The sequence below is a fragment of the Streptomyces sp. NPDC002911 genome (assembly GCF_053591835.1).
The window spans coordinates 64,190-90,435 of record NZ_JBSFUO010000023.1; the positions used below are offsets into that span (position 1 = coordinate 64,190).

The 26,246-nt window shown below is 71.6% G+C and carries 1 protein-coding gene; it reads right to left on the reverse strand.

Annotation, left to right across the window (positions count from 1 at the left end; genetic code table 11):
* Positions 1-26,246: scabin-related ADP-ribosyltransferase (locus ACWD04_RS26745; RefSeq protein ID WP_451136062.1), on the reverse strand; the 26,246-nt coding region annotated here is incomplete at its 3' end.

Here is a 26,246-nt window from a genome sequence, read left to right on the forward strand (position 1 = left end):
GCCTCGAACCCACCCACCGGAACAGACCCCGCAACCACCCCAGACACCGGAACCCCACCGAACAACGACGCCCCACCGAACCCAAGATCCGGCCACGGCACCCCGGAGTACGGGCGCACATCCGGGACACCCGGCCCGTCGCTGTCCGGTACCTGGGGAAGGAGGGCCCCCGGAGCACGGGACTCCTCGAGCGCCCGCAGTCCTGCCTCCCTCTCGCCCCCGTTCGCGGCAAGCCGGTTCAGCACGTGGGTGGACGGCGTGGTGGGATCGTCCGGGTTCAGAAATTTCCGCGCGGTCCTCGTCGGCACGCCCAGCAAATACCGCAAATCCTCCGGCCCCACCCGACCGTAGAGAGCTGCCAGTCGCCTCTTGAGGGCGAGCCGTTCCTGCTCCTTCACTTCCCTGGTCCGCAGTTGACCCGCATGCCCGCCCCCGGGGGCCGTGTTCGGCCTTCCTTCGGTCCGGCGCCGCCTGCCAGGGCCCTCGCCCCCCTCCTGGCGCCGCCTACGCAGCTTGACAAGTGCACTCCGGGCCCGGTGCCGTTCGGCGGCCGTGTCATCGGTCGCCCCGAGCGCGCGGCTTTCCAGATGCAGCCTCAGCAGCGACAGGTAGGACGCGAACCTTCCGCTCCGGGGTACGTCCCACCCCAACTGCACCAGCTCCAGCAGCACCCGCTCGGCCGGGAGCTCCGCCCTCTGCGAAGCGATGGCCCTGAGCCATTGGTCCAGGAGAACGGTCCGTCCGTCGACCACCACTCCTTCCGCCGGAACCTTCGGCATCTCCCTTCTGCCTGCCGTGAGCTGCCTCGCGGCCGCCAGATAGTCCTCCACGGAAGAGACGTCCGCGTGTGCACCTGGGAGCTCCGCACGACCGGCGTCGACGAGCCGGCCGGACGGCGTCGGCCACGAGTCCCCCTCGCCCCGGCCGGGCAGAGCGAGTCCGTAGGACACACCGCGCTCCGCGCGGGAGGGGCTGGGCGGCGGGGAATCGCCGAAGAGGGCATCCGTCCCCTCGGGCTCCGGAGACTCGGAGAAAAGACCCGGCCTGCGGGTTTCCACCCCGTAGGAGTCCAGCGCCGCCCGCACACGTCCGTGCTCCGGGGAGCCCGGCGTCAGCCCAGCCAGCCGTTCCGCGAGAATCCGCCGGTTCAGCGCCTCCGTCGAGTCGTCCCCGACGAACGCCATTCCGATCCAAGGGTCCCGCACCGCAGGGGCACCCTGCCGTGTGCCGGAGCCGGTGTCTGCCCGGAAGACGTCGCGGCGGAGCGCGTGGAGGAGGTCCGGTCCGAGGCTCAGTGAGGGGAGCCGGGCCACGCTTCCGTCGGGTTCCCGCAGCGCGGACGGCGGGTCGAGCAGAGCGCCCCGGGCATCCAGGTCGAGGGAGGCCACGGTGCCCCAGTCGTGGTGCCGGGGGGCGGGTACGGGTGCGCCGCTGTCGTGGTCGAACCAGCGGACACGGCCGCGTACGTTCACCGCGTACAGCGGTGTACCGCTGCCGGAGTCCAGCTGTTCGGGCAAGACGAGTGAGCTGGCACCGTTACCTGCCGCCATCAGGGCTTGTTCCAGGTCCGCCACCGCTTCTGCCGGGGCGGTGCGCCAGGTCCGGAAGGCACGGCCGACGCGCTCGAAGTCCGCCTCGCTCAGCGCGTGCGCGGTGTCCGTGCGGTGGGCGTCCCGCCCAGGCTCGGCGACGGACGTGCCGGGTGCCGTCCGGGCGACGGGCAACTCCCGGCCAGTCCCGGGCCTTGCCGACTCGACCCGGAAGGCGTAGCCGTTGCTCGCGGCGAACTCGGCGAGTCTCCAGCGGGTCTGCTCCCCGCCCGGGCCATCCGAGCGCACATCGATCCGCTCGACGTCCGACCAGAAAAGATCACCGTGGATCTGCGCCTCGAAGTAACCGCGGGGCTCGAACGTGCCGTCGTCGATGCGCTCTTTGAGTTCCGGGTCGTGTCTGAATCCGGTCGCCTCCGCGAAGGCGAGCCGGACCGGGTCCTCGTCACCGTACGCAAGCAGCGGAAAGAGGTGGTCCGGGCCGGTGATGCCCCGGGCGCCTTGCGCGCCCGGGGACCAACTGTCACGCGGGGTGAGGGTGATCCTGGACAGGACTTCCGGCTTCCAGCGAAAGACCGCTTCTCCGTATCCGGCAGCGCCGCCCGGTTGGAGGCGCGAGACGAGGGCAGCGTATTTGGGGAGTTGTCGCCTGTCCTTGGCCGACGGCGCGAACCGGTCGAGTACCGCGTCCGGGGCGGCGGCCTGGAAGGTTCCTTTGCGGGAGGTGTCGCGGGCAAGCAGCGCCGCGTACCCCATGCTCTCCTCACGGCTGCCGCGCATGGCGGGGTTCGCCTGAGCCTGGGAGACCCGGGTCTCCCAATAATTACGGAACCGGCCCTCGGCGTCTCCCATGAGCGCGTCGAGGAGTGTGCCGTCGCCGACTCGGCGCCCCAGGTCGAAGTTGGTCACCACGTCCATCCGCCGGCGCAGGTGCTCGTGCACCCGGTCGAGCAGTCGGTCCAGTTCTTCGCCCTGCTTCGGGTAGGCGGCGGCCCACGCCCACTTCCCATCGGTCAGGCGGCGTCCGGCGGCTTCACGGTCACGCCCCGCTACCTCCCGCGCTCGACGCTCGACAAGTACGAGGGCGGTCCGCTGCGCGTCGGTGAGGCCCTGCACTCCTCCCCGGGCACGTATCTCCCGCACCAAGGAACGGTCCTGGGGCACCTGCTCTGCCCGACGCCGCAGCATCTCCGCATACTCCCCGTCGCCGCGGCTACGCCTGGCAGCACGGGCGCGGTCCAGTTCGACGGCGAGGGCCGCGGCGCGGCGGTCCAGTTCGCGCTCGACCGTCGTCGCGTCCAGAGCCAGGAAGCGGGCGAGTTCCACGTCCCGGGCTCCGGGAAGCATCCGCTGGTTACCGCGGGCCGCGACGACGCGGCGGTCCAGTTCGCTGCGAATGGCAGCCGTCTCCTCGACGAGGCGCTGCCGGAAACCCGTCAGGTCGGCGAGGCGCGGGATGGATCCGGGCTTCCGCTGCATCCGCTCGATGGTCCTGCCCAAACTCCGCGTGAGCTCCTCCCGCTGCTGCGCGCCGCTCTCCAGGGCTGTTGAGGGGCCGGTGAGGAAGTGAGACGGGTAGAGACCGGACGTGGCAAGGAGATCCTGTGCCTCGGTGACACGCCGGTCCATCTCCTGCCGCCGCACTGTGTCGGCGTCCGCTGTCCTCTCCTGTTCGTCTCGTGCGGCGGCCAACCGCCGCCAGGCGTCCCGGGCCCGGGGCAGCGGGTCCTGGGCCCGGGACCCGGCTGTCTGACGGGGGTCGTCCGAAGGATGCGATGCGACCGCCATCGCCTGACCCGTGACCGGGCGGGACCCGCGGCGCGTCACCGGGTACCGCTCCGACCAGCCGAAGGGGAGCGACGGTGCGACATCCGTGCCCCGGGGCCCGGCCACCGCCTGTGCCGGTGTCCTCCCCCGCTCCGGTGCGGGGGTCTGCCGGGAGGCGTGGACGTAAGGGGTGAGGACATCGTTGATCTGCAGCAGGTGGTCGGGGGTGAGGAAGAGGCCGGGCGGCTGCGCGGGGCCGGCGAGAGGTCCCATCAGGCTGGACCTGCCCTCCGGAACGTCCTGCTCACTCCGCCCGCCCGGTGTGAGCAGGACCCCTGGCGCGGGGATGTCGTCGCGTACGCCGAGACCGTGGACGAACTCGTGGACGTATGCGGCGGGGTGGACGCCGGTGAACCACACGTCCTGGACCATGGCCCGCCCGGCCTCGGGGAGTCCCGCACGCACCGTGACCGTGCTGTGTGCGTCCTCGGGACCGGTCACGAACTCGACGGCGGCCAGCAGACGGGGGCCCGGAGTGGCAGGACCTGTGACCTGGTCCGGCTGGAGCGCGGGCAGCCGGTACCCGGGCCGGTTGACCACCTGGTCCAGGGCACGGGTGAAAGCCTCCTGCAGGACACCGAGGTCCGTACCCCCGACACCCGACGCCGCCAGATGGATACGACGGGTCAGGCGCAGGGTGCCGGGGTCACGGGCGTCCTCGCGGTGCCAGGCCCAGTCGTAACCGACCTCGGTGCGCTCACCCGATCCGGAAGGCCGGGTGACGGTGGGCCCCGCGTCCCCCGTGCCCCTCCCGAAGAGGAACGCCTCGGCATTCCCGTCGCCCGTCCCGCCGAACGGAATCCACCGGTCGGTAGCCACTTCGCCCGAACTCCACACCGGACCGAGGCCGGTCACCGCGGCTTCGGCGGGCGCCTGCCGGTCCCCGCCCTCCCGCTCCACCGCATCCGCGGCCTCCACCGCCGCGTCGCCGCCGTGGACCAGCCGGTAGTCGACCGACGGAGCGACGTCGGGGCCGGCGGTGGTCCGCTCCCGGACGAGAGCCCGCGCCACGGCCTCGGCCGCTCGCTCCCCGGCGGAGTCGAGGGCGAGGGCGACCGCCCCGCGCGCGAACGCCGGCACCTCCCGCGCTTCGCCGGCCCCCTCGGCGGCCAGCAGGCTCTCGGCCGTCTCCAGCGCTCGCGGCACCACCACCTCGACCGCACGGGCGAACACGTCCGCGCCCAGGGCGCGTAGCGCCGCACCCGCGGCCAGCAGCCGCCGCACCGCCGCGCTCCGCGTCTGCGCCGACGACGGCCTGCCGGGACCCTGAGCCGACAGTCCGCTCACCGAGGCGTGGTACTCGCCCACAGCCCGCGCAAGGCCGGTCGCGCCGGAAACCACGTACCGCTCCAGCGGCGTCGGCCTGGCGAAGGCGCTTTCGGCTGGTACAGCCGGGGCCTCCCCCAGCTCGGCGCGCCTCTCGACCAGTTGCCGGGACCTGGTGAGGGAGTCATCGTTGGCCACCGTCTCCAGGCTGGGCGGGCCGTCGGTGTACTGGCCGCTGTTGTTCCACCGGTAGCTGTTCCCCTGACGGGCACTGCTCCTGGCGTACACCACCAGATCCACCCGGCCGTCCTCCGCCAGGGCGAAGAAGAATGCCGCACCACCACTGCCGGAGTCCAGGTGCGCGTGCAGAGGCGCATTCACCCGGCGCAGACCGGGAGCCTCCCGCACAGCCGTGGCCGAAGTGGCGATCCCGTCCAGGACCTTGCGGTGCGCGTCCGTGAACGCGGCCGGTCCCAGACCGCCCGCGTAGCGGATACGGCCACTGAGTTCCCACGAACCGGTGGCGTTCGGCCGGAAGACCCGGAAACGGCGGGACCGTTCGCCGCTCTCCGCGGTCTTCCGCGCCTCACGCTCCGCCACGACGTCGCGCCACGTCACGGCCGCACCGGCCCTGACCTGCCCGTATCGGACACCGGGTACGACATCGACCGATTCGAGGAACGACGCGAACTGCCGGTCGAACGAATTTGTCGGCGCGTCACGGTCGAAGAAACCCTCGACCGTATAAGCGGCAAGCCGGTGCGGATGCTCCGCGATCTCCGCGGCGACCGCCGGCACGGCGGTCAGCAACGGCAGCAACTCCGGGTGGCGCGCCAGCGCTTCGGCGGCGCGGCTCCCCTGCCGGCCTGCCAGCAGGTCCGTCAGCTCCGACGGAAGCGCGTCGGCAGGGGCCGCGTGCGAGGGCGTGCCGACGGTGACGGCCGGAAGGCTCTGTGCGGGTGCGTGAGCCGTGGTCCGGGAAGGGACGGGGCGGACACCCGGTGTCTCGCGCCCGGCGCTCTGCCGCCTGTCCACGGCGGCGAGGAGAAGGGCCGGATCACCGGCCAGCAGCTCCTTCAGCCGCGGCGCCTCCGACTCGGACATCCGGCGCACCGTGGTGCTGAAGCCGGTGTCCCGTACGGCCCGGTCCTGCCAGGACGGACGGGTCAGGAACGCTTTCGCGAAAGCCGGTTTGTCCGTGAGCAGTTGGGCGACGCCGTACCGGATGAGCGCCTGCCTCAGCCTTTCGGCGCCCTCGGGGGTGAGTTCGCCCGGGTATTCGGCGAGCAATCCGGCGACGGCGGGGTGCCGTTGCAGCACATTGCGCAGGGAGCGGTTGAGGAACGGGGCAAGCACGGGGTGGCGCCGGACGATCCGCCAGACGTGAGTGCGCCGGAGCGCGTCGTCGATCAGCGTCCGGTTGGCACGTAGCGCATCGACGATCACGGGGCGGTCCAGGAACGTGGCCAGCAGCTCGGAGCGGGCCCGCAGGAGCTCCGGCATGCCCTGCAGACCCGCGACTGCGGACCGCAGCGTCTCGCTCTCGGCGATCGCGCTCGCCAGCTGCGGCTGCGACCGGACCAGGCCGAGCACCGCGGGCGCCGTGAGACCGCGACGCCCGCCGTCCCCCGCCGCGGCCAGCGCCGCCACGAAGTCGGGCGCGTCCAGTACGACCGGCAGCAGATCCGGGGCGAGGGCCGTGCGGACCAGCTGCGGGTGCCGGGTGAGCTGCCGTATCAGCCCGGTGTGGGCGAGCAGTCGCCGGAACGGTCCGGCCTCGCCCGCGGTCTCGGGCTGGTCCCCGAGCAGACCGGCCAGGCCCGGGACCGATGCCAGAACCGTCAGGAGACCGGTGTCGGCGGCGGCTGCGGCCAGCCGCCCCCGGGTCGCCGTCGTGGCGCGTACGACGTCGTCCGGCGCGTCCGACAGCCTGCTGACGAGCTCCGGGTGCCGCAGGAGCACGCCGAACGACTCCTCACGGTCGATGAGCGCCTTCGCCACGTGCGCGCTGTTCTGCGCGAGGATGTTGACGTTCCCCGCGGACGGCAACAGCAGCTGTTGGGACCTCAGGGCGAACGCCTGCGCGTACAGCGGGTTGCGCTCGACCGTCCGGACTGTTTCGGCGTTGTAGTTGATCCGGGTGGTGGGCCTCTCGGCGTAATACTGGAATGCTTGGTCGTTACGGGTCATCAGGCGTGCCAGGTCCGGTACGCGCATCATCTGGCGGAGGACTTCGGGTGACTGGGCGAAGAGTCCGAGAACCGACGGCCGGGTCTCGGCCAGGTCGATCAGCCAGGGCCGGAAGAGGAATCCCTCCGCGAGGGCGGGGTCGGTCGTCGCGTGGCGCTTCAACAAGTCACTGCGCAGGATCCGCTCGTAGCGGTCGAGCAGTTCCTCCGTGTCCAGGCCGTAGCCGTTCTGCCGCAGGGCTGTACCGGCGGTCTCCCTGCTGTCGCCCCGGCCGATGCCGGCGAGGAGTGCCCACACGTACGGAGTGAGCCGAGGGTCCAGTTCGACGCCATTGGGAGTGATCCGGCCGCTCTTGGCCTCCACGATCGCCGCCCCCAGGGCACGGAACGCCGCTCCGGTGGGGCTCCGGTCGGCCGACTGCTGCAGTTGGACGGCGAGTGAGTCGAAACGCTCCGGGGCGGCGTTCCACGCGGCGACGAACCGCGGGCGCGCGATGGCCTCGCGCAGGAGCACCGGGTGGCTGGCCAGTGCGACGGCCGTAGGCTGCTGGTTGCGTTCGGAGAGAACCCGGAGCAGCCTGCCGTCGGTGATGAGCAGCTTCCAGTGTGCGACGGGTATCAGGCTCGCGTGGGGGGCCAGCCACTGGAGCACGGTCGGTGCCGCCTTGATGTGGCCGATCGCTGCCTGCCACTGCTCGGTCGAGAGCTCGTGCCCGAGGCCGGGGTGCTGATGCGTCAGGCGGAGGAGCGCGGAGTCACCCGCGAGTGCCGCTTCCTGGTATCCCGGGTGCCTCAACAGGTCGGAGACCGAGGGCGCACTCAGCGCGGCCGCGGCCAGCCGGGCGTTGTTGCCGAGGAGAGCGGTGTCGAAGAGCTGGATGAGCCGGGGGTCGTAGTAGGCGAGTTTGGTCAGCGCCGGGAGCCCGTACATGCGGTTTCGGATCACGGGCGAGGCGTGCAGGATCCCGGTGACCAGCTGCTGCTGGTCCCTCTTGGAAGTGTCCCGGTACAGCTCGCGGAACGCGTCGTGGCGGGCGGCTGTCACGAGCACGGCGACGGCTGTGGCGTCGTCCTCGGCGAGATCGATGCCCGCCGCTCTCGGGGAGAGCATCCGGCGGAGTAGGTGCGGGGAGCTGATGGCGTGGGGGGTACGGGCCACCAGTCGCACCAGGTCGGCGCGCGCGATGAGTTTCCGTGTCACGTCCCGGTCGTCGGGGTTCTTGAACACGGCGTCGATCACCGGGCTCACCGCCCTGGCGTACCGGAGCAGGGCGGGTGCGCCGGTCCGCTGGATCTCCTCGGGCGTGAGCAGTTGCTCAGGCCGGGGGGCTCTGTCAGCCGCCGGGTCGGCGGTGGCGGTGAGCGCCGCGAGCAGTTCGTCGCCCTCCGGCCCGTCGTAGCGGTGCGGATCGTAGGAGAGCGCGGTCGCCACGTGTGTGTTCCGCACCGCGGCCGTGATCAGCCGCTCGTCGGACAGCAGTTTCACGGCGGCCTCGGGAAGGTCCTCCAGCACATCGGTGAGGATCGGGGAGTACCGGAGCACGGCCACGGAGCGGGGCGTGTCGCGCAGGATGTCGAGGAGCCGGGGGTCCGACAGCAGCACATTGTGCTGCATGGGGAACAGCCTCAGCGTCTTCCTGAGCTTCTGGTCTCCGAGGACGCTCCGGTAGAACTCCACGGTCCCCGGCCGTCCGTGGCTCATCTGGGTCAGCATCGCCGACAGGAGCCCGGCTTCGGAATCCAGGTCGGACAGCGCGGCCGTCGCGTTCGGGAGGGTCTGCAGCGCGGCGCCGAAAGCCGGTACCTGCTCGATCATACGGGTGATGTCCGCGGAGAGCACCGCCGCCTGTGCGAGGAGATCGGGGCGCCCGTCCAGGTTGACGAGTTGGTTGCGCCCGACGAAGACGTACCGGCGCACGGCGGCATCGGCCTCAAGGCGGCGTACGAAGCCCTCACGCGCCAGGATCTCGGCGGTCTTCCCGTTCTGGGCCTGGTGCCAGCCCCGGTCGGCCGTGCTCAGTGCCTCCAGCACCCCGGGGGCACTGCTGAGCAGGTCGGCGAGGACGGGGCGGGCTTCCAGGAGGCGTCGCAGCCTGGGCTGCCGGGCGAGCGCGTACACCACATGCGGGTGTGCGGCCAGTCGGTCGCGTACTTCGCCGCCCAGCTCGACCGTCCACCCCACGGCGGCGACGAGGTCGGCGACCGGGAGGTCGTCCGGGTAGGCCGCCGCGGACAGCAGGTCCAGGGTGACGGAGGCGATCCGGTCGCGCCGCTGACGGCTCAGGTCGCCCGGGAGGCCCGTGGCGGCGTGCCGCACCGCCCGTACGACGGACTCGGGGACCAGCTCCGGGACACCGGCCTCCGTGGGCCCGGTCCGGTCCTGGATCCGGGCCGAGGGCCCGGCCGCGCTCTGCTGCTGGGACGAGGTGCTGTGTCCCCCGCTGGGCCCCCCGCTGTCGGCCGCTGTCCTGGTCTTCTTCTTCGCTCCGCCGCTCATCCGTGTCTTCTCGCCCGACAGCATGGTCTGCGCGATGACCGCAGCCCTGTCGCGCAGCACCCGCCGGCTGTCCGTCGGCGGCAGCTCGCCGTGCAGCCTCATCACCTCGTCCGGGTCCACGCGCTGTTCGCTGCGGCCCGGCGTGCGCCGGAGTTCGAGGGCGACGGCGGCGGTCAGGTCCGCGCGCAGACGGCTGTCCGTGTCCGTTTCCGCGGCGGGCGTCGTCCACAGCCCTGCGGGGAGTGACGGGCCGACGTCCGGGTCCCCGCCGTCCGCTATGACCTGCGGGGCACCGGTGCCCAAGTCCCCCGGTGCCCAGACCACATCCCCTGCCTCAGCGTCCCAGGTGCCCGTACGGTCTTCCACGCCGTCGTACACACGAACGATCGCCTGCGGGCTGACACCGCCGGTGAACGCGATCTCCTCCTCCACGAGATAGGGCGGCTCGATCCCCTGCTGATCCAGCGTGGCGTTGACATCGACGCCGATCGGGTCGGGGTTGCGGGAAGCCTGAATCTCGTAGCGGTACGTCTTGTCGCGGTACCAGAGATCCCGGTTGCGGGTCGTCGAGAGATACGGCGCGTCCGGGTCGTCCTCCGCCCAGGTGTGCAACGTCACGGTGGTCGTCGTGTCATCGGCCCGGAACCCCTCGGTGAACACCGTGGCGGGCGCCGTGTCGGAGAAGCGCCACAGGGTCTCCGTCTCGCTGCTCTCGACGACGAAGTCCCGGTCGGCCCGGTGAACCATCGTGTAGTCGACCGCGGGTTCGGCATCGGTCCCCGGCCCGGCGGCCGGGAGGTCGTGGCGGCCGGCCCGCCAGAGGACCGTACCGGTCTCCGGGTCCCAGGTGCCGGTGCGGTCCGTCTCCCTGTCGTAGACGCTGACGAGCGCCCGCGCGTCGATCTTCCGGGTGAACGCGACCTCGTATTCGTGCTGGGCGATCTCCCTGGTCGGTTCGTTCTGTGCGTCGAAGGTGGCGTTGACGTCAACGCCGGTCCGGTCGGAGTTGCGGGACGGGTCCACCCGGTAGCGGAACCGCCGCCCGCCGAACCACAGCTCGGAGTCACGTGTGGTGGAGACGAACTGTGCCCGCGGATTCAGATGGGCCCACTCCTCCAGTTCCACCACGTTGCTGATGTCGTCGGCCTCGAATCCCCGCACGAAGACCGTTTCGGGAGCGGTGTTCGAGAAACGCCAGAGGGGTTCGTGCGGGCCGCTCTCGCGCACGTGGGTGTCGTAGCCGTGGATCAAGCTGTAGTCGACGGCCGACTCCTCGTCCGGCACTGCCGCCACCTGCGCCGGAGGGCCGTACGGAGTCATGGCGCGAGCGGAGCCGCCCGGGTGGGCGAAGGGGGCCAGGACGTCCGCGATCTGCCGGAGGTGGTCCGGCGTCAGGACGAAACGGGGCGGCAGCGTCCCTTCGGTGAACGGACCCATCAGGCTGGACCCGCCCTCCGGTACCTCCTGCTCGCCCCGCCCGCCCGGGGTCAGCAGGACACGGGCGTCGGCCACATCGTCACGCACGCCGAGACCATGGACCAGCTCGTGCGCGTACGCCGCCGGATGCACGTCCGTGAACCACACACCCTGGACCATCGAGCGTCCTTCCGGCCTCCCGTCCCGCACCTGGACGACGGTGTGGGCGGACGCCGGGGCGTCGACGAACTCCACGGCGAGGCGCAGCTCGGGGCCCTGCGTACCGGGCCCGGCCGACCGGTCGGGGTGCAGGTGCGGCAGTCGGTACCGCTGCGCGTTCACGATGTGGTCGACGGCGTCCACGATGTTCTGCCGCAGTGCCGCGAGCCGGCCCGGGGGTACGTCCGGCGCCCGGAGGTGGACCCGCCGGGTGAAGAGAACGGTGCCCGCCCGGCCCTCGGGTGCGCCGGACCACGACCAGGCGTATCCGACGTCGGTCCGCTCGCCCGACCCCGCGGGGCGGCGCACGCCGATCGGGGCCCCGTCCGCGGAGACCGCGATCTCGAACGCCTCCGGACCGCTCTGCCCGCCGGTGCGGGACCCGAACGGGATCCAGCGGTCGGTGCGCACCTCACCGGAACCCCACAGTGCGGTGCCCGCCGGCGTCGCCGCCCGTACCGACTCACCCGCCTCGCCCGGCTGCGGGTAGGCCCCCTCGCCCGCGGCACCGTCCCAGTCCTCGGGCAGGTGGGCGGAGTGGTCGTACGCGGGCGGCGCGTCGTAGGACGTGGTGACGGCGACGGACTGAGCCGTGTGGATATGGATCGCCAGGCCGTCACGCTGGGGCCGGCCGTCCTGCGCGGGCGTGACGAAGCGGCCGCCGCCCGTCCACACGACCACGTCCTCGGCCGCATCCCACGTCCCGGTGCGGTCCTCCACACGGTCGTACACGCTGACGACGGCGCGGGGGTCGATCTCCCCCGTGAACGCGACCTCGCGCTCCTCGCCGAAGCCTTCGAACTCCTCCAGAACCTCGGGCGGCAGGACTGCACGGGCTCCGACCTCACGGTCCAGCGTGGCGTTGACATCCACACCATGGGGGTCCGGGTTGAGCGCGGCACTGATCCCGTAGCGGTAGCGCTTCCTGCGGAACCACAGCTCGGAGTCGCGTGTCGTCGACACGAAGGGGGCCTCGTCCGGTTCGGCGACCGCCCACAGGTACATGTGCGTGACGGCCGTGCCGTCCGCGTGGAAGCCCTGCGTGAAAACCTCCTCCGGCTCACGGTCGGAGAAGCGCCACAGTTGTTCGTCGTTCCGGCTCTCCACCACGAAGCCGTGGTCGTCCCGGTGCACCAGGTGGTAGTTCACCGCGGGTTCCACGTCCACGTCCACGTCAACGGACTCGGCCGGGTGCACTCGGGGCGGTACGAGGTGCGGGGGTACGAGCCCGGGGACCGCGTAGAGCGCGGCGGCGTCCGTGAGCAGCGCACGCTCCTCGACCGGCGCCGTGGCGTCCGCCAGGTAGGAGCCACGCAGGATCTCGAAGAGCGAGTGGTCCTGGCCGGGGAGCATCCACCCCATCAGCGCCTTGCGGAAGTCGGTGACACCGGTCTGCGGCACATCGAGCCACTCGAAGGCCCGGAGCATGCGCAGTGCGGTCCCCGATACCCCTGCCACCAGGGGCATCCCCCGGGAGCCGTGCCATTCCCGGTACCAGGGCGACGACCGGTCCAGGTCGAAGTAGGCCGAGCCCTCGACCCACTGCAGGGGGAATTCGGGGCCCTGTTCACCTTCGAGGGTGAGTTCGGAGCCTGTGGTGCGGACGGTCCCGGGCTCACGGATCACCGCCAGGACCTTCTCGACCCGCCCCCCGCCCGGCTCCGTGTCCTGCAGGGTGACGGGCCGGCGCTGCACCTCCACCGTGAAGACGTCCGGCCGCGCCAGGATCCGCTCGACCAGCGGAAGGCCCGTCACCGGGTCGAACTCCAGGCCGGCGAGGGGGATCTCCTCCAGACGGAAGCCGACGACGGCCAGCGGACGTGCCGCACGGTGCAGGAAGGTCCGCTCCCGCTCGCCGAGCGGCGTGCCCAGATAGGTGTAGTCGCGCGACGACTTCTTCCGTGCGCCCGCTTCACGCAGCTCCGCCGGACGCTCGACGCGGGCGAGCTGGCTGTGGACCACCTCCATCGGGTCCTTGACGCTGTCGCGCGTGCGGTACGCCGCCAGGTTGCCCAGGGCGAAGGGATTCCCGGGGGCGAAGAGGTACGCCTGGGAACGCGTCCGGGGATCCTGCGCCGTCCGGTGGGCGAGCGCCTCGCGCGCGCCCCCGTGGAGGAACGTCGCATAGGCCTCCAGCGACGTCCGGTCGAGGCCGAGCCGTGCGGCCAGGTCCATTCCGACGGCTGACACCGGACCCGAATCCTGCGGTCCCGGCTCGGCGAGGACCGTCGTGAGCAGGGTCGTCAGCGTGGGAGCGCTGTCGTTCTGCTCGAAGAGGTTCTTCCTCCCGGCCGCGTTGAAGAAGGCGGTCATCAGGCTGCGGACTCCGCCGTCCGCGAGGAGACCGTCCAGCCATGCGGTGGGGGACGTCGTGTCCGTAGGGAGCCCGATCTGCCCTGCGCTCGTCGGGTCCTCCGTGAAGAAGGACGCGTCGAGAACCGTTGCGGACTGCTCGGGATAGGCATGGTGCAGCAGCTCCCGCAGTCGGACGACGGCCGCGCGGGCAGCGGCCCGCGCAGCGGGGTCCGTCCCGTAGTGCGCTCCCAGGACCTGCTCGAACACGGCCTGTTCGCCGTCGAGATCGCGGTCGGCCACCTCCCGATCGGTGTCGACGGCATCCTGCGGCGCGGCGCCGGCTGTCCGCGTGCCCTGGTGGACGTACGGGGCGAGTACGTCGGCGATCTGCCGCAGATGGTCCGCGGTGAGGACGAGCCCCGACGGATCGGTCAGGGGCCCCATCAGGCTCGACCGTCCTTTCGGCACCGCCTGTTCGGCGCGTCCCCCGGGGGTGAGCAGCACACCGGGTGCGGGCAGATCGTCGAGGACTCCCAGGCCGTGGACGAATTCGTGGACGTATGCGGCGGGGTGGACGCCGGTGAACCACTCGTTCTGGACCATCGCCCGCGCAGCGGGAGGCAGCCCTTCCCGTACCGAGACGACACTGTGTGCCGTCTCTGGGTCCGCCACGAACTCGACGGAGACGTGGAGCCGCGCACCGGGCACGGCAGGGCCGGTGATCCGGTCGGGCTGCAGGGGCGGCAGGCGATAGCCGGGGGCGTTGACGATCTGGTCCAGCGCCCGGGCGAAGGAGGAACGGAGGCCCTCCAGCCCGGACGAGGCGGCGCCCGAGGCCACCAGGTGGATACGCCGCGTCAGGCTCAGCACCTCGGAGCCGGGGCCAGGGGCGTCGGTACGGTGCCGGATCCACTCGTAGCCGACCTCGGTCCGCTCCCCGGACCGGGCGGGGCGCCTCACCCCGGTCGTCTCGCCCTCGGCGGACACGTCGATCTCGAACGCCTCCGGACCGCTCCGCCCGCCCGTGCGGGACCCGAACGGGATCCAGCGGTCGGTGCGCACCTCGCCCGAGCCCAGGACTTCGGCGGACTGCCAGGGTCCGGCGAGGGGGGACTCCCACCGGCCCGGGGGCCGCGGTGTCCCGTCCGGGGCGCTCCCGGCGGTCTGCCGGTGGGCGCCCTCCCAGCGCACCGTCTCCGTCCCGGCGTCCCACGTCCCGGTACGGGACTCCAGCGCGTCGTACACGCTGAGCACGGTGCGGGGGTGGACCGCTGCGGTGAGCGCGGCCTGCTGATCCTCGGGAAACGCCGCGGACAGGTCCGGCGGCGTGCCGTCGGCCCGCGTACCGATCGGATCGCCGAGCAGCGGCGAGCTGATCGTGTACCGGTATCGCATGGTCCCGTACCGGAACTCCTCGTCGGCCCCGGAGGTGCTGTCCGGCCGGCGCTCGAGCGACAGGATCTCCGACAGTCCGCCGGGTGCGAACCCGCGGGACAGTACGGTCGCGGGGTCGGCGTCGGAGAACCGCCACAGCGTGTCCTGCCGGCCCGCCGTCAGGACTGCCACGTCCTGAGGAGGGGAGAGCCGGTGGTCGACCGAAGGGAGCAGGTCCTCGGTCAACTGCAGCACGGCGACGGCCTGCCCGGCCGCGTCATGGCCGCCCTCGCCCCACACCACGTCACCGGTGACGGGGTGGCGGACGCCGGTGCGGTCCAGCTTCTTGTCGTACACGCTGGTCACGGCCCGGCCGTCGACGACGCCGGTGAACGCCACCTCCTGTTCCCAGGCGAGGGCGTAGTTCTGCGCCTGGTTCTCCAGAGTCGGGGCGACATCGACGCCCGTGGGGTCGGAGTTCAGTGCGGGACTGATCCGGTAGCGGTAGCGCCTCATCTTGTGCCACAGACCGGAGTCCCGGGTGGTGGAGACGAACTGCGCCTCCGGGTTCCCGTGCACCCAGCGGTGGATCCGCACCACCTCGCCGGTGTCGTCCGCCGAGAAGCCGTGGGCGAAGACGGTCTCGGGCGGATGCGCGGAGAAGCGCCACAGGACGTCGTCCGGCCGGCTCTCCACGACACGCAGGTCGGCGGGGTGGAGGAGGTCGTAATCGACCGCGGGCGCGTCGTCGGAGCGCCCGGCCGCGGCCCGCTCCCGCGCCGCCTCGTCCTGTGCCTCGTCGGACGGCATCCGGCGGCTGGACGGTCCCGGACGGTGCGCGGTGTCCGCTGCCCTGTCACGAGCTGTGTCCAGGCCGCCTTGGGTCCGGACTCCGAGTATCGCCTCGGTGACGGCCTCTGTGCTGATGTCCGCGCCCATCGCTCGAACTGCTGCTGGAAGCGTCCCGTAGGCGTACATCACGGCTTCGCCCAAGTCCCCGTACAGCTTCCCGATGCGGGAACGGACGCCGTCGAGGACCTGCTCGGCGGCAACGGGGTCCGACACCGCGAATGACCGCCAGGCGGCACTCGCGACCGGGGACTCTGCGGGTGCGTTCGAGATGCCGGGTATCCCGGCCGCCGCTCCTTGTACGGGCCTGGCTGCGCCTCCCTGCCAGGCCCGAGCGATGTCGGCGGCTTGCGCCAGCCGACGGGGAGCGGCTCGGTCAGCCGAAAGGTCTTCGAAGACCCGTCGCCACCCAGCCGCAGTGGCGTCGGACACGTCCGCCATGCCCACGTACGGTCCGCTCTGCGTGGCCCTCGACGCTACGTAGGAGCCGAGCCGATTCATCACCTCACGTGCCGCGGGGCTGCCCTGGCCTTCGGTGTCCACACCGCTGCCCCACCGGACGCGCGCCCAATCGCCCAGTCCCTTGATCAGGTGCTTGTCCACCACTGGATGGGTCGGAACTGCGGATGCCTGTTCAGCGCGCAGTCGCGACTCGTGTTCCAGGATTCGGGATCCGATTCCCGGAAGGATGTTGATGACACCTTGGGTGACGTAGTACTGGGCTTCTTCCAGCACGTCTTCAGGGATTCTGCCGACGACTCCTGCGTACCCATCAAGAAGCTGGCGCGCGGAACGTTCCAGCGAGTCTTCGGACCAGCCGCGGCTGAGGGACCGGATGTGGGCCGATGCGGCAGCCGGCTCGCTGACCCCGAGACTGTCGTTGTCGATCGCGGTGATGGTGTGCCGCCGGGGATCGTAGATCGCATTTCCCCAGTTGATGAAACCACCGGTCTGCCGCCACAATGAAGCCCGGTCACTGACACCGATGAATCGGTCGACCCCGAGCATCAGCGCACCTATCTGCCGCAGCGCTTCCTGGTCCTTCATGAGGCGTGAGCGGTCGCGGGGAGACAGTTCGTCAAGGGGCGCTCCTGCAACGAACTCGGACACCCCGAAATATTGGGCCTGCTGGACAAAGGCCTGCGATTCTTCATCCGGATCCGCAGCATCGGCGTCAGACACCAGGAACGCCAAGGCTCTACCCGCCGGAGAATTCGTGTGGTAGTAGCGCGTAGACGGTGTACGAATTCCCCCGACCAGCGTGATGAATCGATCCGCGTAGAAGGAACTCCCAGCATTCAGCAGCGGCTTGACGACCACCGTGCGCGCCGAGCTGTCCGAAACGAAGAAGACCCCTCCATTTCTTCCTCTGATCGACTTCCGCACGACCAGACCGTTCGGCCACATGTCAGGGTCGATCCGCTCGATCGACGGAGTAGGTGCGGCTGAGGGCGCCCTGTCGGAACGCGACGGGATACCGGGTGACACCTGCCCGATCAGATCAAGTTCTTCCGAAATCTGCGCACGCAGGTGTTGAACCGCGGGCCACCGGTCGTTCTTAGGCGTCTTGACTGCATTCCAGGCGGCAATCTGATCCAGCACGTCACGCAGCAGAGCCGGTTTCCGGCGCTCCTGCGACAGCCGGTCCACGGCCGCGTCGATCCTCTTGAGCTCCTGCGACCTCCGATCTCCGAGCACACCCGACTTACGCGTCATCTCCCACCACATCGACACCGCGTCAGGAGCACCACCCCGCAGCCGCAGGGCATCGGCCTCATCTTCCGTCGTCGGTCCCGGATCGGGCCGGCGGCCGGCGAGGGCGGGCAGAACCACAGGGTCCGCTGCCGCCGGCATGTCCGCCACCGGGTGCATCGCGATGCTGACAAGGGCCCTGCGGCGCAGTACCTCGGCCGGCTGCGTACCGGTCGGCAGGATTCCATCGGGCAGGTTCCGTCCCCGGTTGACGGCCCTTACGCGGAGGGGCGGCGCGGTGTCGCCGGTGTCCGCGCCGGGTGATTCACGGTGGTCCGCGACCGCGAAGCGCAAGATCCGCTCGATCTCCGCGAGGCGCCGTTCCCCGGTCGTGTGTGCTCTCTCCGGGTCGACGAGGCGGTGGAGGCTCGTGGAACGGCCGTTGCCACCCGCCGTGACGGTCACCTCCGGGGCAGGCAGTGCACGGAGTGCGCTCCATCGGGCCACGCGGGCCGCGCGGCGCGCCAGCTCCTCAAGGCGGCGGCGCTCGTCCGGGGGCAGCACGGTGGAGCCTTCGGCGAAGGTGAACCAGGTGTCGGCCCCTTCGGGGTCACCGTGCCCGCCGATGAACGGGCCGGCCAGGAACGTCGCTGACGCGGACGCGGCCGTACGGTCCTCGCCGCCCGGGGTGTCCTGCGGCCGTTCCGGCCGTGCGACCAGGCGCATCTGCCACAGCTGGGCGGGATGCGGCAGCCCACCGGCACGGGACAGGGCGAGCACGGCCTGCCGGGCTTCGGCGAGGGCGAGGGCGTGCGGACGGGCTGTCTCGGGCAGAGGTCCTGGGGTCTGGGGCGCGATGGTTCCGGCGATCCCGAGGGCCGCCCGGAGGCCGCTCAGCCTCAGGAGCCGGTGGACGGTTTCCAGCGCGGTCCGCGACGCCGCTGTCGCCTCGGTCCGCACCGTCGTCTCCAGTGCGGTCCGGATCCGGTTCAGCCCCTCGTCGCCGAGCAGTAGGTTCGCCTCCACCGCCGCGTCGGCGGCCAGGCGCTCCTCCGGTCCTGCGTGTGTCTCGAGCGCGATGTGGGCGCGGCCGTCCTCGCTCTGCAGGACGACGGCGGCGAAGTCGCGGGGCCGGGTCGACCCCTCCGTGCCGTCCGCCGGCAGCAGGTACGCCTCGCCGACCCCTGACGCGGGCAGGCTCTGTTCCAGGTGGCCGGAACCTCTTCCGGCCACCTGGAACAGAGCCTGGACGGCGGGGCTTCGCGTGGAGTGGAGGGGCAGCACGGCGCTTCGGCCTGACACGTCGGTGGTGACGACGTGGTCCGGAGCGCCGCCCAGCACCTGTGCGGCGAGCTCCTCTCCGACCTCGGAAGGGCCCGTGGTGAAGCGCGGCCGGACGCGTACCAGCGTGTGTTCGCCCGCACCGTGCCGCACGGTGACCGATACCGTCTCGTCGATGTCGAGGGTGACGCCGCTGCCGGCCGCCGCCAGTGCGGCTGCGGCGTGTGCGGCGACCGGCGGAGTGACGAACGCTTCCTGGGAGGGGCCGAAGGCGGGGAGTGCGAGAGTGCCGTCGTCGGAGTGCAGCAGGGGCGGGTGCGCGTCTTCAACGGGTGCTCGTGCGACAGTGACCAGTCCTGCTCCGGCCGTCGCGGCCCCGGTGGTGGTCTCGGCCGGCAGAAAGCGTCGGAAGAGGTCATCCGGGTGAGGGCCGGTGGTGTTCAGCGTGTAGTCGGTGGTCACGTTGCGGGCCGGGGCCGTGAGCTCGGGCGCGACCTGGCCGTGTGCTCGCGGTCCCGCCTCGGCGAGGTGTCGGCGCATCAGCCCGGCGGGGTCGTCGTGGCCCCATGCGCGCAGCGCGGACTCGGCCAGGGTGTACCTCATCCGGGCTGCCGTCCTGGCGACGGCGTCCTCGACGGCGAGGGGCCGGGCGAGCGCCTGGGAGGCGATGCGGCTGCCGACCGCGGCCGGCGCTCCGAACGGCGCGGCGAGCGGTCCGGCGGGCGGTGCGAGTGAGACGGGCGGACTGACCGCTGCCAGTCGCTCGTGCGCGGACACGTATTGCTGCCAGGCGTCCGCGCGGCTTTCAGGCAGGTAACGGCCCTGGGGGGTGCCTCGGTCCGGGGTGTGCCCACGCCCGTCCGCCTCCAGGATCAGCCGCCAGTCGGCCGGGCTCTCGGCAGCCTCCCGCGCCCTCTGCAGCGACGCGATGTCGAGAGGGCTGCCGAGGGCGAGGAACGGGAAGTGCACAGGTCCCGGCCGGAGCGTGAGCCGCAGCCGCTCCGGAGGAACCAGGACGTTGCCTTCGGCGTCCAGGTCGAGCGACATCACGCCGGCGAGCCGGGTTGCTGTGGGCGGCTGAGTCCGGAGCGCGGTGCGGATGTCGTACCAATGGACCGTGCCGCGTTGGTTGACCGCTTGGAGGATCTGCTCGGCGTCGGTGTCCCTGTGCGAGGCGAACACGAGCGACTGGGCACCGTTGCCCGCTGCCTCCAGCCGTGCCCGGTGGACCTCCAGATCGGCGTGGAGCGGCCCTCTCCAGGTCCGCAGGGCGATGGCCAGCCGTGCCTCGTCCAGGGAGAAGGGGTGCGGGTCCACGAGGGCTTCCCGAGTCCGGCGTGCGGAGATGAGGGAAGGCGTGAGGCCGGGAATGTCCAGCAGGTCGGCGACGGCTGCGCGCAGGATACCTAGCCGCCCCGCCGCGACGGGTGAGGTCTCGCGGGCGACGGCGCGGATCCGGTCGAGCGTCTCGACCGCGTCCGGATAGGCCTCGACGACGGGCCTGGTGCCACCGGTCGGAGCGGTCACGGGGCGTTCCACGGCCCGCCACAGGCTGTCCAGGAGTGCGGGAAGCATCGGGTGTACGTCCCGCAGCCGGTTCGTGCGGCGGTCCGTCTCGGACACGAACCCGGCCGCGAAGCCGAGGCCTTGGTCCCATGCGCGACGGTAGAGCCTCGCCAGTTCCTCCTTGCGCAGGCCGAGCCGGTCCGCGTCCCGGCGCTGCGCCTCCGTGAGGAGGCCCGCCTCCTGCGCGCGGGCCGCGGTGAGGGCCTCCCAGCCGGGCGCGTCCGGGTCAGTCGGGTCGAAGGCGTGCACGAAGCCCGAGGGTTCGGCCCAGCGAGTACGTACCGTCTCGCCGCCGCGGACGACCTCCAGACGCAGATGGGCATCGAGTTCGTGTGCGATGCCGCGCAGCAGGTGGTCGTACGACAAGGACCGGGCGCGGAGTACGGCGGGCGACTCGGCCGACGCCCCGGCGGGCAGGGGCCGGTCCTCCCCCGTGCCGAGTCGGCGGGCGATCTCCCGTTCCAGCGCGTCCAGGTCCAGCCGCAGGACGGCGGCTCCCGCGGTGGCCCCGATACCGGCCCGGACCAGCCCGGCCGTCTCCTCGTGCAGGCGGGCGGTCTGGACGTCCTCCCGGGCGGCCGCCTCGGCCAGCAGGACGTCGGCGTGCAGAACCCGGGCCCCTGCCAGCCCGGCCCAGCCGTCGGTCTCCCGGGATTCCGCGTGCCGGCGGGCGGCGACGGCCCGGAGCAGTTCCTCGGCCTCCTCCTGCGACAGCTCCAGGAAGACGTCGCCGGTGAACGGGGTGCTGCGGACCGTCGGGTCCGTCGTGTCCTTGCCGAAGACGTGGACCCGGTACGGCTCCGCCTCCAGACGGAACCGTCCACGGGCGACGGCTCTGAAGACCGGCCCCTTCGTCTTGATGTGCTGCTCGCGCCGGTAGTTCTCCGCCCCGGTGTCCCCCGAGTTGAGCGCGGTGGCCCGGCTCTGCGGCAGGTCGGCCGTCGGAGCGCCGGCGAGTGCGGGCGGGGTGTCCCCCATCTGCGCCGACGGTGCTCCGGCGAGGGAGGGGCGCCAGTGGTCGTCGCTCGCGCGGACGGACGCACCGCTCTGCTGCTTGTTGTACCGGCCCGTGCCGGTGCCCTCCACGGGTCCGAGGATCTCCAGGTCGTACAGTTCGCCGCGCAGCCACAGCCTGGCGCGCTTCGACGAGGCCCCCGGCACGAACAGCCGCGGCGTCAGGAGCGCGGCCTCACCGCCGGTGGCGCGCAGCAGGTTCTGGGTCATCTGGTGACGGCCGAGGAGCGAGCGGACGGTGATGTCCGTCCGCCGGGTGTCGCCCGACGCCCTGGGCCCGAACACGCGGCTCATGAGTTCCAGGGCGGCCGGCAGCGCGTCGTCCATGAGCACGTCGGAGACGTACGCGTCCTTGGGCAGTCGGGGCAGGGGGGCCAGGTCGCGGGCCCGGCGGGGGCCGTATCCGGTGCCGGCCTCGGCGATGCCCCGCGGGATCTGCAGGACGATGCGCCCGTCGGCCGTCTCGGTGTGGGCGACGGAACGGTCGCTGTCGAGGCTGCGGTACAGGCCCGCCAGCAGGTTGTTGAGCGGGCGCCCAGCCATGTCGATCCGGCGTACGGAGACGGTCATGCGGTGCGCGAAGCCGACGAGGTACCGGCCGTCGTGGGCGTACATCGTCTGCTCGGTCGAGGTCTGCTCGGTCAGGGCCAGGCCCCGGTGGCGGCCCTCCGCGTAGGACAGTCCGCCGGAACCCACGGCCGTGCCTGACTCTCCGCCGCCGAGCCGGGCCACGGTGAACGACTGCGCGGAGTCACGGGAGTCCTCACGCGATGTGTTGACGTAGCTGTGGCCGTAGTTCTCCAGTCCGCTCTGCGGCAGGAAGTCCTCGACCGCGGGCCGAGTGGTGAATGCGTCCCGGAGAGTGACCTCCACGATGTCGGTGATCACCCCGCCGATCGGATTGACGAGGTGGAACGTGTATCCGTGCCGGGACAGAAACTCCCCCCACATGGTGATGTCCCGTCCCGGGGCGAACATCGCCTGCAGCGTGTTGACGCCGCCCTGCAGCCGGCCGATGCGGCTCTTCGGCAGGCGCACACCCAGGATGCGGCGCGGGTCCTGGGTCCAGACCTCCGGGCGTGCCGTGAGCAGCCCCGGGGCGACGCGGTCGACCAGGCCCCGGACCAGGGTGTAGGTGGTGGTCGCCGGGTTCAGGTAGGTGAGTTCGTGGATGCCGCTGTGGCCGAGGGCGCGTTCGTCGCTCCTGGTGCCGGTACCGGTGAGGTACTCCGGGAGGCGGACGTCCTCGAAGAGGGACCGCGGGTCCTGCAGGACGAGGCCGGAATCGGCGAACGCCCGGTTGAAGGCGTCCCTGACGTCGGCGCTCAGCACGCTGACGACGCCTGCCCGGTGCAGGGAGGCCAGGGTCCCCGCCAGTTCGGCGGGCCTCGGATCCGTGGACTGCCGGGTGGCGTCCGCCGTCCGGTTCCCGGCCCAGCGCGTGAGGACGCCGGCGACGGTGTTGCCGCTGAGCCGGACCTCGCCCGCCGTCCACCGGCGGGCGACGTCGGCGAGCTGTCCGTCGGCGAGGGGGAGCGCGCCGTGCGCGTAGTGCTCCAGCGCCTCCGGTTCGGGCAGCAGGAAGGCCAGGACACTGTCCACATCGGCCGCGCCCGCCTTCTGCGAGGTGGGGAGCAGTTTCGCGCCGGCCTCCTCCAGGACCCCGACCCGGAACGCGAGCGGGACGACGAACCGGTAGGCGCGGTTGAAGTCGAGCTGGATGCGCTCGACACCCCCGGTCGTCTGTCGGGACTCCCTCTCGCTCCACTGCCATCCGCGCCCCGCGTCGACCGCTCCCTGGAGGGACGCCGAGCCCCCCGGCTCGATGGTCCCTCCCGCCTCCACCGCGGCCTGGACCCAGCGGATGCCCCAGGACCGGGTGTGGGAGGTGGAGCTCTGGGTGAGGTAGAGCTTGATGTCCCCGATCACGGCCGGGTCGGCCGTGGCGCCGTTGAACGTCGCGTGCCCCAGGGTGCCCGAGACGTCGAGGCCCGCGAAGGCGTCCTTGAAGAGTCCGGAGTCGAAGAACTGGTCCGTGGTGTACGTGCCGTTGACGATCTCCTTGACGTGCGCGTGGACCATGGTGTTGCCCAGGAAGGCGTCGATCTCCCGGGAGGCGTGTCCCTGGGGTCCCAGGAAGCCGGGGTCCAGGTTGGCGGCGACGGCCCCTCTGAGCCCTGCCGTGTCGACGTAGGAGATGAAGGCGCGGCCGAGGACGGACGGGGCCAGGGGGGCGGCGGAGGGAGCCGAGACGAGGTCGGAGAACGGGATCAGATGCAGCAGCGTCCGCTGCTGCGGGAGTGTGATCGGCTTCGGGTTGCGTGCCCCGATGTTGATCCGGCCGGGGAGACCGCTGTGGCGGAGCTCGATGCCGATCTCGTAGTCCAGCATGACTCCGAAGCGGGCCGCGCCCCGGTACTCCACCAGTTGCGGGTCGTTGGTGAGGGCGTTGACGGCGGATCCCGCGGCTACGGACCGGTTCACGTCCAGACCGCCGCTGAACGCCCTGAGCCATTTGAACGGGATTCTGATCCGCAGGCTGCCGCCCGCCCTCCTGCTCCCTCCGACGGACTGGCCGGCGGTGTTCATGCCCATCGTCAGGTTGACGACCTGTATGTCGTCGGCGATGCCCTCGAACTCCGGTCCCTCCTCCGCTGAGGGCACCGCCCGTACGGTGATCTGGGCCGCGTCGATGTCCCAGCGGATACCCGCCGTCCGCCTCGGCCGGTGGAGGACGAATGTGGCGCCGTCCTGCTGCACGTCGTCCGCCATCGCCTGCAGTACGGGCCGGGAGACGTACTTCCGCAGGAGTTCGAGATTGCGCAGGCGTGCGCTGCGGGCCTCGGTGCCCCCGCTCGCGTCCCGCAGCGGGACCTCACTGTCCACGGGCAGGAAGCCGTGGGGGCGCAGCGCGTCCATGATCCTGCTTCTGAGGGCGTCCACGGTGTCGTCGCCGACCTGGACGAGGCCCATGCCGAAGCCGTGTCCACGGGCGAACCACTCCGGAGCGACGTCCGAGCCCGCGGGCGTCTCCCCCCGTGGTCCTGAACGTCCCAGCGCTTCGGGGGCGTACGGGATCCGTGCCTGACCGTCGCTCCTCGTGACGCCGGACCGGGACTCTTCGGTCAGAGCTTCCAGGGCGACCGGGAAGCCGTGCGCGAAGGCGGCCGGCTCGGGCATGCGCACCAGGGCCCGGCCGTCGACCGTCCCTGTCCGCACGGGTGGCTGGTTCTTCGCAGCCACAACCGCTTCGTGCCGGAGGCCGACCTCGTACGCGGATGTGACCCCTACGAAGCGGGGGACGAGGACCCACAGTCCCGTACGCCCGGCACTCACACTGTCGTTGGTCGCCCAGGTCATGCCCAGGGTGGCACCGAACCCGAGGCCGAGGTCCTCGCTGATGAAGTCCAGCGGCATCAGGTTCACGCCACCGGACACGGGGTTGAGCGTCGTGCTGTGCGACAGTGTGTGGCCGCCGCCCGTACCGACGATGCCGGGGCTGACGTTCTCCAGGTGGGACAGGTCGGACGGGGCTCCCGCCATCCGCGCTCCGAGACGTTCCGAGTGCACGGACACCGTCGCGACGGACTTCCCGTTCCTGTCGGACAGGCTGAACATGTAGCGGTCCCGCACCGCATCGCCGAGATGCGTGTCCAGGTTCCACAGTTTCAGCACCAGTTCCGTGCGGGTGCTGCTCCCCACCCGGACGTCGACGCCCTGCCGGGTGAGCTCCGCGGTGATCCGGTCGAGGAGGGCGGGCAGGCCGGTGAGCCCGGAGGCGAAGTAGGTGTCGGGCAGCCGTCGGGCCTCGTCGCCGGTGACGACCGCCCGCACCGTTTCCGGGGCCCGCTCGAGGTAGTGCTCCGGGAGCCACATGGCCATGGGCCCGGGCCGCCGGGGCGACAGAATGGTCTCGGGGCCCCAGCGTGTTCCCTCGTCGGTGCGCAGCCGCAGGCGCCAGGTCGTCTCGTAGGCCAGCAGACGGCCTGCCGAGCGGTTGTCCTCGACCTTGCCGCTCTCGCCGTCCGCCATGGAGCTGGTCGACCGGGAGTTGACGTTCGCGGCGAGTGAGAAGCCCGGTCCGAGGTTGACGACGTCGACGACGCCGGGCACGGGGCCGAAGTTGAATCCTCCGGTGAAACCGAGGCGGGCGGCTCCCGTGATGCCCGACCGGCCGGCCACGTGGGCACCGGTGGCGATGGTCATGTTGACCGCCCCGGTCGCCCGGGTACGCTCCGGACCGGCCTCCGCTGGGGGCAGCAGGGCGAGTGGTCCCGGGCTTCCGGCTTCCGGTGTCTCCCCGGCGGCCTCGGACTCCGGCTCCTCGGAGATCGTCGCCAGGGCCGGTGCGGGAGGGGTCTCCGCGGTCCTGGGTCCGCCGCTCCGAGCGGTCTGTACGTCGACGGGGTCACGCAGGTCGAGGGTGATCAGTGCCTCGACCGCACCGAGCGAGACGACGAGCCCTCCGGCGCCGTCGGCGTCCGCGTGGGCGTAGCGGAGCAGTGCCAGCACCTTGTCCGGAAGGTTGCGCCACGTCTCCTCGGTGACGGTCCGTCCGAGCTCACTGGTCATCTCCCGGAGCCTGCCGACCAGCTCATCCAGATGGGGCAGGCCGTCGGGCGGGATGCCGACGGAGCGGATCAGGGGATCCGCGTCGACGGGCACATCTGCCGGAGTCCGGTGCCCCCGCGGTTGTTCCGGCTCCGAGGGCGACGGCTCCTGTGCCTGTACGACGTCCTGGTCCGGGTGGTGCTCCTCCGTCAGGGCGCGGGGCGCCCGGCTCCAGGACACACCGGCCGCTTCGATCCTCCGGATCTGTTCCGGATCCGCGTTGTCCCTGCGAAGGTCGTCCAGGACCCGGGCAAGGCCGCTCCGCATCGGGTCGGAGGTGTGCGCCATCGCGATGAACGGGACGCCCTGATGGTGTGTCCTCGTCGGTGTCCAATCGTCGGCGATCATGCCGTCGGCCTCGACGAACCGGGCCTGCAGCGCGTCGGCGACCGCTTCGCTGAGGTCCACCAAGTTCTTCCACGCGGTGTAGCTGGGCAGATATGCACGCACGTCGAGCACGATCTCGTCCGGCACACCGCCCGGAATACCGCGTCGCACCAGCAGACGGTTCACGCGGTCAGCGACGTACCGGAGAGCCTCGTCTTCAAGATCCATGAGCGGCAGCCGCGCCACCGGAAGTCCGCCCAGATCCCTGTACAT